Origin of the sequence: Nocardia brasiliensis NBRC 14402 (genome assembly GCF_000308475.2) — a bacterium.
GTDB classification, from domain to species: domain Bacteria; phylum Actinomycetota; class Actinomycetes; order Mycobacteriales; family Mycobacteriaceae; genus Nocardia; species Nocardia brasiliensis.
The window spans coordinates 22,857-36,973 of sequence record NZ_BAFT02000031.1 but is presented as its reverse complement, the minus strand read 5'-3'; the positions used below and the strand labels follow the sequence as shown (position 1 = coordinate 36,973).

Here is a 14,117-nt window from a genome sequence, read left to right as displayed (position 1 = left end):
CTTCCGTATCGGCTGCGCCCTGCTCGTCATCAGGATCATGTCCACAACCACTGTGTCGTCGACGTCGCGGCGAATACCGCGACGAGGCTTGTGCTGAACGTGATCAGCGCGCCGCGCAGACCGGCGGCGGCCGGCAGCCCGTTGCCCGCACCCGCGCCGACCAGTCCACCGAGCAGCGCCGAACCGACAATGTTAACGGTCGGTGACCCAAGTGGCAGCAGAGACTCGAAACGTGCTGCTACGGCACGGTCCACGGGGTAGCACGGCGGTGTCATCGGGCGGCTCCCTGCCACAGCTCCAGTGGCGAGAGCGCGACGTTGATGGTGGTGAACAGTTCCGCGTTCTGTTCGACGAACGCGCGCAACCGCTCCGGTTCGTCGACGAGCATCAGCACCAGCGGCAGATGATCGGCCATGTCCAGAATGCGCGTGGTGTGGATGCGCGAGGACGCGCCGTAGCCTTCGATGCCGCGCCAGACGCTCGCGCCGGCGAGACCGGTGTCCCGGGCCCGGCTGACTATCTCGGCGTACAGGGGCGTGTGTCGCCATTTGTCGTCTTCGTCCAGTAACACCGTCAACCGCGCCGCCGGCTGCCACCGTCCCGCTTCATTCATGCCCAGGCCCCCTTTCGTCGCGCCGTCGACCGCCGAGTCGTGCCAGTTGTCCCCCGGCGACGCCACTACCGATCCCCCCGAGCCACCCGACCCGAGCAGTCTACGAACCGCGAGGCAGTAGGTGAAGTAGTGCAGCCGCCGAGCACTCCGATCCGGAGAACGGGACGCAGCAGTCTGTGGGCTACCCATCCCTCGGGGTGCGGAACCATCAGGATCCCGATGGCAATGCATCCCATGACATTTACCGTATCCAGGCAATGTTATCGGTTGGACCGGACGGTCCGTTCAGCCGCACCCCACCCGCGCGAAGACTGCGAACAGTGTTGTTCATTGACATCCCGACCAGTTCCAAGTACGAATGGCCTGAAGGTTTGGCCGAAGTTGTCTCCCCCTACTTCACCTCTCAGGTCGGAGCAACGATGGCGGCACAGCGGGCACAACCGAATGCGCACCCGACGGCGAAGGCAGCACGCCGAGCGGGTCATCAGCAAATATCCGGCAGACGGCTAGGCGTCCGCCGGACACTGCGGCGACTCTCCATCGCGGCACTCGCGGTGGCCGCGGCCGGACTCGGCCACGCGGCACCCGCGGTGGCCGCGCCGATCTACCCCGTCGCCGACGGCGACGGGTTCTATTGGGCACCACCGGATGTCGGAAACTTCCAGCCCGGTGACGTGATCCGCAGCAGGCCGGTGGCCGCGAACGGATTCCCCGGCGCGTCCGCGTGGCAGCTGCTGTACCGGTCGAGCAATTCGGCGGGCGATCCGATCGCCGCGATGACCACCCTGCTGCTGCCCCCGGGCGGTGGCATGAACCGGCCGCTGGTGTCCTACCAGCCGTTCGTCAACTCGCTCGGTCTGCAGTGCGCGCCCTCGCACAGCATCTTCAACGGCACCATGCAGGAGGCGCCCGCGCTGAACCTGCTGCTCGCCCGGGGCTGGGCGGTGGCTGTGCCGGATCATCTCGGACCGATGAGTTCCTACGGCGCCGCGAAGCTCGGCGGCAGGCTGACCCTCGACGGCATCCGCGCCGTACAGCGTTTCGGCCCAGCGGATCTGCGGCTCAGCCCGGTGGGCATGGCCGGTTACTCGGGCGGCGGCATGGCGACCGGTTTCGCCGCAGCGCTGGCCCCCGAGTACGCGCCGGAGCTGAACATCGTCGGCGCCGCCCAGGGTGGTGTCCCGATGAACATCGGCAAGCTGGCGCTCGACGTCGGCATGCAGCCGAGTCCGCTGTTCGGGCTCGGGTTCGCGGCCGCCATCGGCCTCGAGCGCGAATACCCGGGTGAACTGCCGATGGACCAGGTGCTGAACCCGGCCGGCCTGGCGTTGCGCAGCCAGCTCGCCAACGCGTGCACTCAGGAGATCATCAACGCGGGCGCCAACAAGAGCTTCGGCGACGTCTTCTTCGGCGATATGTACGCCGATCCGACGGTGGCGCGCATCCTGCACGAGAACAGCATCGAGATCTACCCGGGCGTCCCGCGCACGCCGATCTACGAGTGGCACGGCGCGAACGACCAGGTCTCGCCACAGCTCGTGCGCGAGGTGCTCGGACGCTATTGCGCCGCAGGCGTTCCCGTGCTGCTCAACATGGTGCCGGGCGCCGACCACGGCACCGCGATCGCCGCAGGCGCCCCCCAGGCGTTCACCTACCTCGGCGACCGCTTCGCCGGCCTCCCCGCCCCCAGTAACTGCTGAACCACTTGCCGACGACACAGCGCCCGCGTTCACATCGAACGCGGGCGCTGTGCTGTGTTGTAAAGCCCTACCGAAAGCAATCCGCCCAACGCCCGCACCACGGAGCGAGTCTTACGAGCGACCCGTTCGCGGCCGTCTCGCGGCCGAGCGGTCGAAGCGCACGCGCCGCAGGCGCAAGTCTCGACCGCTCGGCCGCGAGACACCAGGGGCCGCGAACCACGCCGCGGCCACGCGGCCAATAATTCAGTGCACGATGACCGGCTCGCCTTCCGACGGAGCGGGCACCGTGTTCGGCATCAGCACGGCGGTGATCACCGCGCCGGCCACGAAGATCGCGGTCGCCCACCAGAAGCTGGTGGTGTAGCTCTCGATCGCGGACTGCGCGACGGTCAGCGGGTCCGGCGTGCGCGAGGACAGGTAGTCCGTCGCGGCCGAGGCGGCGATCGTGCTCAGCAGCGCGGTGCCGATCGAGCCACCGACCTGCTGGCTGGTGTTGATCATGGCCGAGGCCACGCCGGCGTCCTCGTGGTGCACACCGGCGGTCGCGCCCTGGAACGCGGTCGACATCGCGCCACCGAGGCCGAGACCGAGCAGGATCAGCGCGGGCAGGATGTGCGAGGAGTAGCCGGTGTCCAGGCCGATCTGGGTCAGCCAGGCCATGCCGCCGGCCGCGATCAGGAAGCCGCCCGCCATCACGATCTTCGGGCCGAGCTTGGGCAGCACCAGCGAGGGCACGGTGGTGGACGAGACGACCATTGCCGCGACCATCGGCAGGAACGCCAGACCGGTCTTGATCGGCGAGTAACCCATGCTCAACTGCATGTAGTAGGTGAGGAACAGGAAGATCGCGAACATGCCGATGCCCATGACGAACACGGTCAGGAACGAACCGCCGCGGGTGCGGTCCAGCACGATCCGCAACGGCAACAGGGGATGCGCGACCCGGCTCTCGATCACCACGAACGCCGCGAGCAGCACCGCACCACCGATGAGGAAGGCCAGCGTGACCGGGTTCGTCCAGCTGGTCGACTCGGCGTGGGAGAAGCCGTACACGATGCCGAACAGCGCCGCGGTCACCACGACGGTGCCGGGGATGTCGAGCTTGGGCCGCTCGTTGGTGACGTGCTTGGCCAGCAGCAGCACCGCGCCGACCAGGGCCACGGCCGCGAAGGCGAGGTTGACGAACATCACCCAGCGCCAGTTGGCCCATTCGGTGAGCATGCCGCCGAGCAGCAGGCCGATCGCGCCACCGGCGCCGGCGACCGCACCGAAGATGCCGAAGGCCTTGGCGCGCTCGGACGGTTCGGTGAAGGTCACGGTGAGCAGCGAGAGCGCCGCGGGCGCCAGCAGCGCGCCGAAGACGCCCTGCCCGACCCGGGCCGCGACCAGCATCTCGAAGCTGGTGGCCGCGCCGCCGACGGCGGAGGCGCCGGCGAAGCCGATCAGGCCGATGATGAAGGTGTTGCGGCGACCGAACAGGTCGCTGAGGCGACCTCCGAGCAGCAACAGGCTGCCGAACGCGAGTGCGTAACCGGTCACGACCCACTGCCGGTCCCCGTCGGTGAAGCCGAGGTCGCGCTGCGCGGCGGGCAACGCGATGTTCACGACGGTGGCGTCGAGCACCACCATGAGCTGTGCCACGCCGAGAGTGGCGAGCACCCACCAGCGCAGGGCGTGCGAGCCGCGACGGCCCTGGTCTGCTTTCGCGGGGGCGGGTGCCCCACGGTCGAACGTGGTAGTCATGTGTCCCCTTTGTCTCGAGTATTGATGCGGAGTTGGCGTCTCCGGTTACCGTGAAAAGCTACCACCATAACGGAGAGAACGCCTCCGCTTAATCCCGATACTTGTTAGGATGTGGGTGTGAATCACGCCACGGCACTTTCTCCGCCCCGCCGCCTGCGTGCCGATGCCGCGCGTAACCAGCAGCGGATCATCGCCGCCGCGCGCGAGCTGTTCGCCGACCACGGACTCGAGATCACCCTCGACGACGTCGCCGAGCGCGCCGGCGTCGGCGTCGGCACGGTCTACCGCCGGTTCGCCAACAAGAAGGACCTGATCACCGAGGTCTTCGAGCAGAACCTCCGGGAGTTCGCCGAGGCGGCCGACGCGGCCTATCGGCACGCCGATCCCTGGTTCGGCCTGGTCGAGTTCTTCGAGTACGCGTGCCGGCACATGGCGGTGAACCGTGGTTTCAGTTCGGTCATGCTCGAACTGGAAGAGGACAACATCGACCGCTTCGTGGTGGTGCGCGACCGGATCAAGCCGACCGTGACGGCCATCGTGGACCGGGCCCGCGAGGCCGGCATGCTCGCCCCCGGCGTCGAGCCCTCCGATTTCTTCGCGCTGATCCACATGGTCGACGGCATCGCCGAGTTCTCCCGGTCGGTCAATCCCGATGTCTGGCAGCGCTACATGGCGATCGCCCTGAACGGCGTGCGCGCGGACAGCACCCCGCGCCAGCAACTGCTCGTACCCCCACTCACCGATGTCGAGGTAGAGCAGGCGAAGGGCGCGTGCACGGGCCGCCGAAGGTAACAACTACGTTATAGAAAGCCCACATCAGGAGGCCATCCCCTACAGTTGGTCACATGACCAACTCGTGGGTGAACTGGGCTGGCGATCAGCAGTGCGCACCGGCAATCGTGGCGACGCCGCGCAGCACTGACGACATCGCCGAGATCCTCGGTCGCGCAGCCGATGCCGGACAGACCGTCCGCGTCGCCGGAGCCGGCCACTCGTTCACCGACGCCGTCCTCACCGACGGCGTCCTGCTCGACCTGTCGAAGCTCGACCGCATCCTCGACGTCGACACCGCGACCGGACGCGTCCGGGTCGAGGCGGGCAGCACCCTGAAGGCGGTGAGCAACGCACTGCACGCGCACGGCCTCGCGTTTCCGAACCTGGGCGATATCGACGTGCAGACCGTCGCGGGCGCTACCGCGACCGGCACCCACGGCACCGGCGCGACGCTGCAAAACCTCTCGGCCGCACTGCATTCCATCGAACTGCTGCTCGCCGACGGCAGCACGGTGGAACTGAACGCCGAGACCGACCCGGACGGCTGGCGCGCGGCCAGGGTCAGCGTCGGCGCGCTCGGCATCGTCACCGCGGTGACGTTGCAGATGGTGCCGTCGTTCGTGCTCGAGGGCGTCGAACGCCCGATTCCGCTGGAAGACGTACTCGCAGAACTGGATACGCACGTCGACGGCAACCAGCATTTCGAGTTCTACATGTTCGCGCACAGCCCGCTGGCGCTGACCAAGCGCAACAACCCGGTCGAACTGGCCGAGCAGCCGCGCGGCAAGACCGTCGACTGGTTCGCCGATATCCTGATGTCCAACTACACCTTCGACGCGCTGTGCAAGCTGGGCCGCTGGCAGCCGCGCATGGTGCCGTGGATCCACCGGGGCGCGGCCTATGCGGGTAGTTATCGCCGTCAGGTCGATCGGTCCTATCGGGTGTTCGCCTCGCCCCGACTGGTCCGGTTCACCGAGATGGAGTACGCGATCCCGCGCGCGCACTCCGCCGCGGCGATCCGCGAAATCAAAGCGCTGGCCACGAATTTCGAGACGCCGATGCCGATCGAGGTGCGCTGGGTCGCCCCCGACGATGCGTTCCTCTCCCCCGCGGGCGGCCGCGAGACCTGCTACATCGCGGTGCATCAGTACCGCGGCATGGCCTACGAGCCGTATTTCCGTGCCTGCGAAGCGGTTTTCGACAAGTACAACGGCCGGCCGCACTGGGGCAAGCGGCACTTCCAGACCGCGGATACGTTGCGCGAGCGCTACCCCGACTGGGATCGCTTCGCCGAGGTACGCCGCCGCTTGGATCCGAAGGGTCGTTTCAGCAACGGCTACGTGGAGCGCGTACTCGGCCCGCTCTGACCGATCACGTTCCGGCCGAGAGGATTTCGGCGACCAACTGCGGTACGGCGGTGCCGATGGGTTCGCGCACGAGCTCGGTCGCGATCGAGTCGTACGGGGTCGGCTCGGCATTGACGATGACGAGAGCGGCCCCGTTCTGCACGGCCACGGCGCACATCGACGCCGCGGGCTCGACCTGCAACGAACTGCCGATCGCCAGGAAGATATCGCTGGTCTCCGCGGTGAGCGCGGCCTTGGTCACGGCGCGCCGGTCCAACTGCTGACCGAACATGATGGTGGCCGCTTTCAGCACGCCGCCGCAGTTCGGGCACGGCGGATCAGCCTCGCCCGCGGCCACCCGCGCCAGGGTATCGGCCATCGTGCCCTGGTAATCGCATTCGACGCAGACCACCTCGAACATGTTGCCGTGGATCTCGATCACCCGGTCCGGCGGGAACCCGCCGCGCTGGTGCAGCCGGTCGATGTTCTGGGTGATGATGGTGACCGCCCGCCCGACCTCCGCCAGTTCGGCCAGCGCCCGGTGTGCGGCGTTGGGTTGCGCCTGCCAGGCCGGGTTGTCCCGGCGCGCGAGCCAGGAGCGCCGGCGTAGGTCGGGGTCGGCCAGGTAGCTGTCGTAGGTCGAAAGCAGTTCGGCGATCGGATCTTTCGTCCACACGCCACGCGGGCCCCGGAAGTCGGGAATGCCCGAGTCGGTAGAGATGCCCGCCCCGGTGAGCACGCCGATCCGGCCCGCACGACTGCGCCACTCGCTCGTCATAGCCACCAAGCGTAGGTCGCGGACAACCCAAAGATGATGAGAGAATGTTACTCTAATTATCTCATCGCCTGAATGTTGCTGATCAAGGGAGATCACGATGACCGCCGCCCTCGACGCCACCCACCCGGCGACGCTGCCGCCCCGCCGCCCCTTCGAACCGGGCAGCCGACTCTGGGACGAGACCGGCCTGATCACCTTCTCGCTCACTGCGGGCTCGGCGTTCCTGTTGCAGACCATGGAGCCGAGCATCTCGGCCGTCGTCGACGAGCACTCCACCTTCCGCACCGACCCGATGGGCCGCGCGGTCCGCAGCATCGCGTCGGTGATGATGTGGATCTACGGCGGCGAAGAGGCCATCGCCGAGGCCGATCGGCTGCGCACCATGCACGCCTCGCTCAACACCACCGACGCGCACGGCGACCGGCACAAGGCGCTGTCCTCGGGACCGTGGGCATGGGTGTTGCACACCGGCACCTTCGCGTTCGCCGAGAACGCCAGGTACTTCGCCCGCAATCCGCTCACGGACGCGGAAAAGGAAGCGGTCTACCAGGAGATGGTGCAGCTCATGCGCAATTTCTCGGTGCCGCCCAAGGAGATTCCGGCGAACTACCGGGAGTTCGAGCAGTTCTTCGCCGACCAGGTGGCCAACCACCTGGTGGCCACCGACACCGCCCGCGACTACCTGCGCGTGATCCGCTCGGTCGCGCCGCCGAAGCAGCTGCCGCGGGCGCTCGCGCCGGTCTGGCGGCGCGCGGCCGCCCCGATCGGGCGGATGCAGTACTTCGTGACGGTCGGCACCACGCCCGAGGTCGCCCGCGAAAAACTCGGGCTCACCTGGTCCGCGGCCGACGAACGGAAGCTGCGCGCGCTCGGCTGGGTGCTCGCGCGCACGGTTCCGCTGCTGCCGGAGCGGGTGCGTTACTTCCCGATCGCCTTCGAAGCGCGGCGGCTGGAGCGAGACCGGCTGCGGCTGCGCAAGATGATCGATTTCCGGCCGATCTGAGGTACGTCGGCCAGTCCGATTCATCCGTTGTACGTCAACGATTTTCACGCACGCCACCGCACGGGCCGCGCTGTTCTGACGACAGCGCGGCCCGCGCCGTGGAAATACCGACCGGTCCGGAGTTGAACCGGTCGCCCCGCAATGCTCCGATTATTGCTGTGCAGCAACAACTTCGAGGTTCCGACCGGCACCGCGCTCCCGCCGCGGCAGGCGAGGCCCCGGTGCGCGGTAACGATCTTCGCCACGCTGGTATACGTATCCCGTACGCTTCGACAGCGTTTCGGCGACACCATGCCGGACGATCGGTCCGGCGGCACCGCATACCCCTTGCTCAGCTCACCCCGAAAGGCGCCTCTATGCCGCACAAACCCAGCGTGCTGTTCATCTGCGTGCACAACGCAGGCAGATCGCAGATGGCCGCAGGGTTCCTCGGCGCGCTGGCCGGTGACCGCATCGAGGTCAGGACCGCCGGCAGCGCACCGGCCGCGGCGCTCAATCCGGTCGCGGTCGCCGCCATGGCCGAGGTCGGCATCGACATCGCCGGCCGCACCCCCAAGCTGCTCACCATGGACGCCGTCGGCCTCTCCGATGTCGTGGTGACCATGGGCTGCGGCGACGCCTGCCCCTTCTTCCCTGGCATCAGCTATCGCGACTGGGTCCTGCCGGACCCGTCCGAGCAGACCATCGATGTCGTGCGCACCATCCGCGACCGTATCCGCATCCTGGCGGAGAACCTGATCGCCGAACTGGTGCCCGCCCCGGCCCGCTAGACCGTCCGGCCGCGTTGTCCGATTCGTTCAAGACCGCGGCGCACGCGGCTGGCTACCGTTCGGGTATGACTCCTCAACTCGACGTCGCCGGCCTTGTCGTCACCGATATGAGCGCCTCGGTCGCGTTCTATCGACGGCTCGGCCTCGACTTCCCCGAAGGCTCGGAAGCGGCGCCGCATGCCGAGGCGGCGCTGCCGAACGGACTGCGGCTGGCCCTGGACACCGAGGCCACGATCAAGTCGTTCCACCCCACCTGGACACCCCCGACGAGCGCGGGGCGGATCGGCTTGGCCTTCCGTTGCGCCGATCCCGCCGAAGTCGACGCCGTCTACACCGATCTGGTCGACGCGGGCTATCACGGCGAGCTGAAGCCGTGGGACGCGTTCTGGGGTCAGCGGTACGCGGTCGTGCTCGATCCGGACGGCAACGGCATCGACCTGTACGCCGCGCTGCCCACCGACTGAACCGGGTCAGCCGACGATCGCCCGGTCCGCGGCGGTCCCCGATCGAGTCAGCACCTGCCCCAACGGCATTCCGGTGAGATCGCGGACCTCGCGCGCCAGATGGGCCTGATCCGCATAACCGGCGCCGACCGCGGTCGCGGCGAACGACATGCCCGCGCGGGCCTGCGCCAGCGCGCGCTGCAGGCGCAGCACCCGCGCGAGGGTCTTGGGGCCGTAACCGAATGCCGCGAGCGAACGCCGATGCAGCAGCCGGGCATTGAGCCCCACCGCCGCCGCGGTCGCCCCGACGGACCAGCCCGCGTCCAAGGCCGAGACCACTTGCCGGAGCACCGGGTCGGGCGGCGACACCTCAATGGCGCGCCGCAGGACGATCGTTTCCATGGCCGCCAGCGGGTCCGGCGCTTCGGTCACCTGCTCGGCCAACCGCCGCACCGACGCCGACGACCAGATCTGCTCCAGTTCGACGCGCTGGTCCCGTAGTTCCGCCGCGGGCACCCCGAGCAAGGCGGGCGCGGCGCCGGGGAAGAAGCGCAACCCGGCATACCGGGTACCGGCCGCGACCACGGGCCGGAAAGCCCGGGTATCGGGTCCGGCCACCACCAGCCGCCCGCCGACCCACAGCAGATCCATGCAGCCGTCCGGCAACACCGGCACGGTGGCGTCCCGGGCGGTCACCGTGCGGGTCCACGCCACGGCCGGGGCGAACCGCGACGGCCGCTCCCGGTACCCGCCTGCGCTCATGACTCGACGCTACCGGCACCCGCCGACAGGGTCGGCAACGTTCGCACGCCGCGCCGCCGAGCAGGGCAGGACGGCTCAGCGCTGCGGCGGCACCGGCAGCACGCCGCGCGGAACCACGCGGACGAACGGCGCGGGATGGGCGGCCGCGATGCTCGAATCGGGGTCCTTGCACCCCACGGTGACCTCACCGGCGGGCGCGGAGGAAAACGTCCACACCGTGACCCAGTCCTTGCCGTTGACCGTTTCGGTCTTTTTCACGTCGCTCGACCGGAGATCTTCGTTCCGGCCGGAACTGTCCACCGCGGTGCAGCGCAACGTATTCGCGGCGGCACCCCAGTCCGCGGGCACCCGGATATCCATCACCGCATCGGCGGGAATCGGAACCTTTTTGGTCTCACCGAGCGCGATTCGCACACCGCCCGCTTCGTCGTCATTGTTCGAATCGGCAGCCGGAGCAGCGGAACTCGAGGTCGCCGCACCACTCGACGAGGGCGATTCCCGGCTCGTCGACGTGTCGTCGGAGCACCCTGCCACCGCAACGGCGACCAGCGCCGGAACCACCAGCCAGCTCAATTTCACGAGTCAAACCTCTCGTCGCGCCCATTCACCAGGCGATTGGTACGGATCGGCGATCGAACACGGTGACGTAATCGCGCGGACCCCGCGGGCGCTGGTGAAACGTGACCACTCGGGAGCCGTACACGGCACCGACAGAGAGCATGTCAACTTCGGCGGCGAATGGAGCGTACACACGCCCGAAATCGCTGAGATATGCGGTAATTTGCCGAGGTAATGACGGGTCGACCGCCGCCGACATTCCTCCGTAGACTCGCTGCGGTGACTTCCCCTGTGGCTTTTCAGGCGATCGATATTCCACTCCCCGACGGCACCGCGGACGCTTACTTCGCCCATCCGGACGACGGCGCCCGCCACCCCGGCGTCCTGCTCTACATGGACGCGTTCGGCTTGCGTCCCTACCTGCGCGAACTGGTGGAGACCATTGCGGCGCAAGGTTTCAGCGTGCTCGCGCCGAACATCTTCTATCGCACCGGACGCGCGCCGGTGCTGCCCATGCCGGACTTCACCGAGCCCGACGCGGGCGCGAAGTTCTTCGCCGAACTGGCACCGGTGCGCGCCGCCCTCACGCCCGAGGGCGCCCTGCAGGACGCGCAGCACTATCTGGACTGGCTCGCCGCCGCCCCGGCCGTGACGCCGGGCCCGGTGGGCACGACCGGCTACTGCATGGGCGGGCGGCTCGCGCTGCGCACCGCCGCGGCGTTCGGCGATCGCATCGCCGCCGCGGCCAGCTTCCACGGGGGCAACCTCGCCGCCGCGGACCAGCCGGACAGCCCGCACCTCGCGGCGCCGGGCATCACCGCGGAGGTGTTCGTCGCGCACGCCGATCAGGATTCGGCCATGCCGCCCGAGCAGATCGCCCGCCTCGAGCAGGCGCTGGACGCGGCGGGCACGCGATACACCTCGGTCGTCTACGCCGGCGCACCGCACGGTTTCACCATGCGGGACGTCCCGGTGTACCGCGAGGACGCCTACCGACGTCACCTGGACGATCTTGTGACATTGTTCCGGCGTTCGCTCTCCGCGGAATAAGTCTGAATCATCCTATGTTTCGCCTGGGGTCGGCTTCGACCCCACCACCGCGGGATCGTGCCGTCACGCGACCAACCGGCCGGTTTTCGGGGACCGCTGTTCCCCGTTACCGCCGGTTCCGCTTAATGTTGTTCGGTAGGCGATCATTCGGGAGGACCACATGGCGAAGCTGGTGGGGATGTGAGCGAGGAACGCGCCGCGGCCGCCGCGCCCGTGCGCTTTGCGACGCGGATCGGATACCGGCAGGCGGCTTTCCCGGCGGACTCGTGGGTGCGACCGGTGTTCATCGGCGTGGCCCTGGTGATCAGCGTGCTGCTCGTGTACGAGGCACATCAGGCCGCGAATCACGGCGTCGACCACGCGTGGTTCGTCGCCGTCTCGCTCGCCGGAGTGTTCGTGGCCCGCGGGCTGCACCTGCGCAGGCCGATCACGCTGGCCCACTTCGCGGTGGCGCTGCTCGTCCTGGCCATCGCCCATCTCGCCTACCGCGCCGAACATCCCGGCTACGGTTTCGTGCTGCTCGCCTCGAGCGGGTTGGTGCTGGTGCTCCCGCAGTCCAGCCGCCCGCAGCCCGATCAGCTGTACCGGGTCGCCGAACTCGTCGGCCGCACCGAACGGGATCCGCTCGCCCCCTTCGCGCTGCACTCCTCGAAAACCTACTTCTTCAACGCGGGTTCGACCGCGGGCATCGGCTATCGGGCCCGCTTCGGCATTGCCGTGGTCGCGGGCGATCCGATCGGTGACCGCGCCGCCTTCCCCGCGCTGCTCACGGAGTTCTCCGAGTTCGCGCTGAATCAAGGCTGGCGCATCGCCGTGCTCGGCGCGAGCCCGGAGCTGGCCGAACTGTGGCGCGTGCGCGCGCTGGAACACCGTGGGCTGCACGCCGTTCCGATCGGACGCGACGTGGTGCTCGAGGTCGACGATTTCGCGATGGTCGGCCGGCATTTCCGCAACCTGCGCCAAGCCGTCAGCCGCACCCGCAATTTCGGTGTCACCACCGAGATCGTGGACGAGTCGGCCCTGACCGACACCCAGCGCGCCGAACTGCTCGGCATCGTCGACGAATGGGGTAAGGGCAGGCAGACCCGCGGCTTCTCGATGATCCTCGACCACCTGCTGGACGGCCGGAACCCGAACATGCTGGTGGTCATGGCCAAAGACGCGGACGGCACGGTGTCGGGCTTCCAGCGCTACGGCATCTCCGGGCGCGGCCGCGAACTCAGCCTCGACGTGCCGTGGCGGCGCAAGGGCGCCCCGAACGGCCTGGACGAGCGGATGATCATCGATCTGGTCGACTACGCCCGCGAGCACGGCATCACTCGGATCTCGTTGGCCTTCGCGCCTTTTCCGGAGCTGTTCGCCGACAAAGCGAAGTCGCGCACCGCGAAGCTGATGTATGTGCTCGTGCACCTCGGCGATCCGCTCATCCGGCTGGAGTCGCTGTATCGGTTCCTGCGCAAGTTCCACGCGCTGTCCGACCAGCGGTACGTGCTGATCCGCTGGCGCGAGGTGCTCATCGCGGCCGCCGCGCTGCTTACCCTGGAGTTCGCACCGCACCGTCGCGAACACTGAGGAGCACAATGGAACTCGGCCACACCGATATCAAGGCCGCCGTCGCGCGGGTGGCGCACCGGGTGCGGCCGATCACCCTCGCGCCCGCCGGTGACGGTGCGGGGAATCTGTGGTTCGCACTGGAACTGCTCCAGCACACCGGCAGCTTCAAGGTTCGGGGCGCGCTGAATTTCCTACTGGCACACCAGGAGAACGGCACCCTGCCCGCGGCGGGCGTGACGATCGCCTCTGGCGGTAACGCCGGGCTCGCCTGTGCGTGGGCGGCCCGGACGCAGGGTGTCGAAGCCACCGTGTTCCTGCCCGCCACTGCGCCGGAGGTGAAGGTGCGACGGCTGCATTCCTATGGCGCCACAGTGCATCTGGTCGGCACACAGTACGCGGACGCGCTGGCGGCGAGCCAGGACTTCGCGGCCTCGACCGGCGCACTGCTGTCCCACGCCTACGACCATCCGTTCATCGCCGCGGGGGCAGGCACCCTCATGGAAGAGATCCAGCAGCGGATGCCCGACCTCGACACCGTCGTGGTCGCGGTCGGCGGCGGCGGATTGTTCGCCGGAATCGCCACCGCCGCAGACCATTACGGTATCCGCACGGTCGCCGTCGAGCCACGGGACTGCCGAGCGCTGCACGCCGCCGTCGAGGCCGGCCACCTGGTCGACGTCCCGGTCGAGTCGATCGCCGCCGACTCCCTCGGCGCCCGCCGCGCCACCGCCTTGGCCCTGCACGCCGCCCAGCACTACCGCGTCGACTCGATCCTGGTAGACGACGAAACCATCATCGCCACCCGCCGCACCCTCTGGGAAGACCACCGGCTCGCCGTAGAACACGGCGCCGCCACCGCCCTGGCCGCCCTCCACCCCACCGCCTACACCCCCGCCCCCCACGAAAAAGTCTGCGTCATCCTCTGCGGCGCAAACACCAACCCCTCCGACCTCGCGACCGAGTAGAGCGCGGCTGTCGGGGGATTGAATTGGGGGGCGGGTAAGGGGTGGCGGGATTATGCTC

General features: G+C 68.5%; 15 protein-coding genes. 9 read left to right on the top strand and 6 right to left on the bottom strand.

Annotated features, from left to right (window positions below; genetic code table 11):
* Positions 1–35: 35 nt before the first annotated feature.
* Positions 36–275, bottom strand: a complete 240-nt coding sequence (locus TY25_RS09020) for a hypothetical protein (protein ID WP_081868761.1) — start codon at positions 273–275, stop codon at positions 36–38.
* Positions 272–613: a DUF190 domain-containing protein gene (locus TY25_RS09015; protein ID WP_042255481.1), complete on the bottom strand. Its 342-nt coding sequence runs from the start codon at positions 611–613 to the stop codon at positions 272–274. Before TY25_RS09015 ends, TY25_RS09020 begins: the two co-directional genes overlap by 4 nt.
* 320 nt (positions 614–933) lie before the next feature.
* Here TY25_RS09015 and TY25_RS09010 point away from each other — a divergent pair, with 320 nt between their 5' ends.
* Entirely contained in the window at positions 934–2,313 is a 1,380-nt protein-coding gene (locus TY25_RS09010; protein ID WP_425342582.1) for a lipase family protein, read from the top strand.
* A gap of 243 nt (positions 2,314–2,556) precedes the next feature.
* Here TY25_RS09010 and TY25_RS09005 read toward each other — a convergent pair whose 3' ends face one another.
* Positions 2,557–4,056: an MFS transporter gene (locus TY25_RS09005; RefSeq protein ID WP_042255462.1), complete on the bottom strand. Its 1,500-nt coding sequence runs from the start codon at positions 4,054–4,056 to the stop codon at positions 2,557–2,559.
* 117 nt (positions 4,057–4,173) lie between these two features.
* Here TY25_RS09005 and TY25_RS09000 point away from each other — a divergent pair, with 117 nt between their 5' ends.
* Both TY25_RS09000 and TY25_RS08995 read left to right on the top strand, forming a co-directional pair.
* Entirely contained in the window at positions 4,174–4,848 is a 675-nt protein-coding gene (locus tag TY25_RS09000) for a TetR/AcrR family transcriptional regulator (RefSeq protein ID WP_042255479.1), read from the top strand.
* Positions 4,849–4,901: 53 nt separating this feature from the next.
* The gene (locus TY25_RS08995; protein ID WP_042255461.1) at positions 4,902–6,197 is read left to right on the top strand and encodes a D-arabinono-1,4-lactone oxidase; all 1,296 of its coding nucleotides are present in this window, start codon (positions 4,902–4,904) and stop codon (positions 6,195–6,197) included.
* Between the two features lie 4 nt (positions 6,198–6,201).
* On the opposite strand, the gene TY25_RS08990 is transcribed toward TY25_RS08995, so the two are convergent.
* Complete coding sequence (locus TY25_RS08990) at positions 6,202–6,954, bottom strand: SIR2 family NAD-dependent protein deacylase (RefSeq protein WP_042255460.1); 753 nt, start codon at positions 6,952–6,954, stop codon at positions 6,202–6,204.
* 97 nt (positions 6,955–7,051) lie between these two features.
* Here TY25_RS08990 and TY25_RS08985 point away from each other — a divergent pair, with 97 nt between their 5' ends.
* The 3 genes from TY25_RS08985 to TY25_RS08975 all read left to right on the top strand — a co-directional run bounded on the left by TY25_RS08985 (position 7,052) and on the right by TY25_RS08975 (position 9,191).
* Entirely contained in the window at positions 7,052–7,957 is a 906-nt protein-coding gene (locus TY25_RS08985; protein ID WP_042255459.1) for an oxygenase MpaB family protein, read from the top strand.
* A 356-nt stretch (positions 7,958–8,313) separates the two neighbouring features.
* Positions 8,314–8,727: an arsenate reductase ArsC gene (locus TY25_RS08980; RefSeq protein WP_042255458.1), complete on the top strand. Its 414-nt coding sequence runs from the start codon at positions 8,314–8,316 to the stop codon at positions 8,725–8,727.
* Between the two features lie 65 nt (positions 8,728–8,792).
* Positions 8,793–9,191, top strand: coding sequence for a VOC family protein (locus tag TY25_RS08975; RefSeq protein WP_172595814.1), 399 nt, complete (start codon positions 8,793–8,795; stop codon positions 9,189–9,191).
* A 6-nt stretch (positions 9,192–9,197) separates the two neighbouring features.
* Here the strand turns inward: TY25_RS08975 and TY25_RS08970 are convergent, their stop codons facing one another.
* Together TY25_RS08970 and TY25_RS08965 are read right to left on the bottom strand one after the other, a co-directional pair.
* The gene (locus TY25_RS08970) at positions 9,198–9,932 is read right to left on the bottom strand and encodes a DUF6597 domain-containing transcriptional factor (protein ID WP_042255456.1); all 735 of its coding nucleotides are present in this window, start codon (positions 9,930–9,932) and stop codon (positions 9,198–9,200) included.
* A 75-nt stretch (positions 9,933–10,007) separates the two neighbouring features.
* Positions 10,008–10,511: a hypothetical protein gene (locus TY25_RS08965; protein WP_042255455.1), complete on the bottom strand. Its 504-nt coding sequence runs from the start codon at positions 10,509–10,511 to the stop codon at positions 10,008–10,010.
* A gap of 258 nt (positions 10,512–10,769) precedes the next feature.
* On the opposite strand from TY25_RS08965, the gene TY25_RS08960 reads away from it, so the two are divergent.
* The 3 genes from TY25_RS08960 to TY25_RS08950 all read left to right on the top strand — a co-directional run bounded on the left by TY25_RS08960 (position 10,770) and on the right by TY25_RS08950 (position 14,059).
* Positions 10,770–11,540, top strand: a complete 771-nt coding sequence (locus TY25_RS08960; protein WP_226887203.1) for a dienelactone hydrolase family protein — start codon at positions 10,770–10,772, stop codon at positions 11,538–11,540.
* Positions 11,541–11,720: 180 nt separating this feature from the next.
* On the top strand, positions 11,721–13,112 hold the full coding sequence (locus tag TY25_RS08955) for a bifunctional lysylphosphatidylglycerol flippase/synthetase MprF (protein WP_052382879.1): 1,392 nt from the start codon (positions 11,721–11,723) through the stop codon (positions 13,110–13,112).
* An 8-nt stretch (positions 13,113–13,120) separates the two neighbouring features.
* Positions 13,121–14,059 (top strand): threonine/serine dehydratase, encoded by a 939-nt coding sequence (locus tag TY25_RS08950; RefSeq protein ID WP_042255453.1) that lies wholly within the window; start codon positions 13,121–13,123, stop codon positions 14,057–14,059.
* Positions 14,060–14,117 lie beyond the last annotated feature (58 nt).

Excerpts from the sequence above, each read along its gene's own strand:
- TY25_RS08975 (WP_172595814.1), top strand. The coding sequence starts at position 8,793 with ATGACTCCTCAACTCGACGTCGCCGGCCTTGTCGTCACCGATATGAGC.
- TY25_RS09015 (WP_042255481.1), bottom strand. The coding sequence starts at position 613 with ATGAATGAAGCGGGACGGTGGCAGCCGGCGGCGCGGTTGACGGTGTTA.
- TY25_RS08985 (WP_042255459.1), top strand. The coding sequence starts at position 7,052 with ATGACCGCCGCCCTCGACGCCACCCACCCGGCGACGCTGCCGCCCCGC.
- TY25_RS08950 (WP_042255453.1), top strand. The coding sequence starts at position 13,121 with ATGGAACTCGGCCACACCGATATCAAGGCCGCCGTCGCGCGGGTGGCG.
- TY25_RS08980 (WP_042255458.1), top strand. The coding sequence starts at position 8,314 with ATGCCGCACAAACCCAGCGTGCTGTTCATCTGCGTGCACAACGCAGGC.
- TY25_RS08970 (WP_042255456.1), bottom strand. The coding sequence starts at position 9,932 with ATGAGCGCAGGCGGGTACCGGGAGCGGCCGTCGCGGTTCGCCCCGGCC.
- TY25_RS09005 (WP_042255462.1), bottom strand. The coding sequence starts at position 4,056 with ATGACTACCACGTTCGACCGTGGGGCACCCGCCCCCGCGAAAGCAGAC.
- TY25_RS08995 (WP_042255461.1), top strand. The coding sequence starts at position 4,902 with ATGACCAACTCGTGGGTGAACTGGGCTGGCGATCAGCAGTGCGCACCG.
- TY25_RS09020 (WP_081868761.1), bottom strand. The coding sequence starts at position 275 with ATGACACCGCCGTGCTACCCCGTGGACCGTGCCGTAGCAGCACGTTTC.
- TY25_RS08990 (WP_042255460.1), bottom strand. The coding sequence starts at position 6,954 with ATGACGAGCGAGTGGCGCAGTCGTGCGGGCCGGATCGGCGTGCTCACC.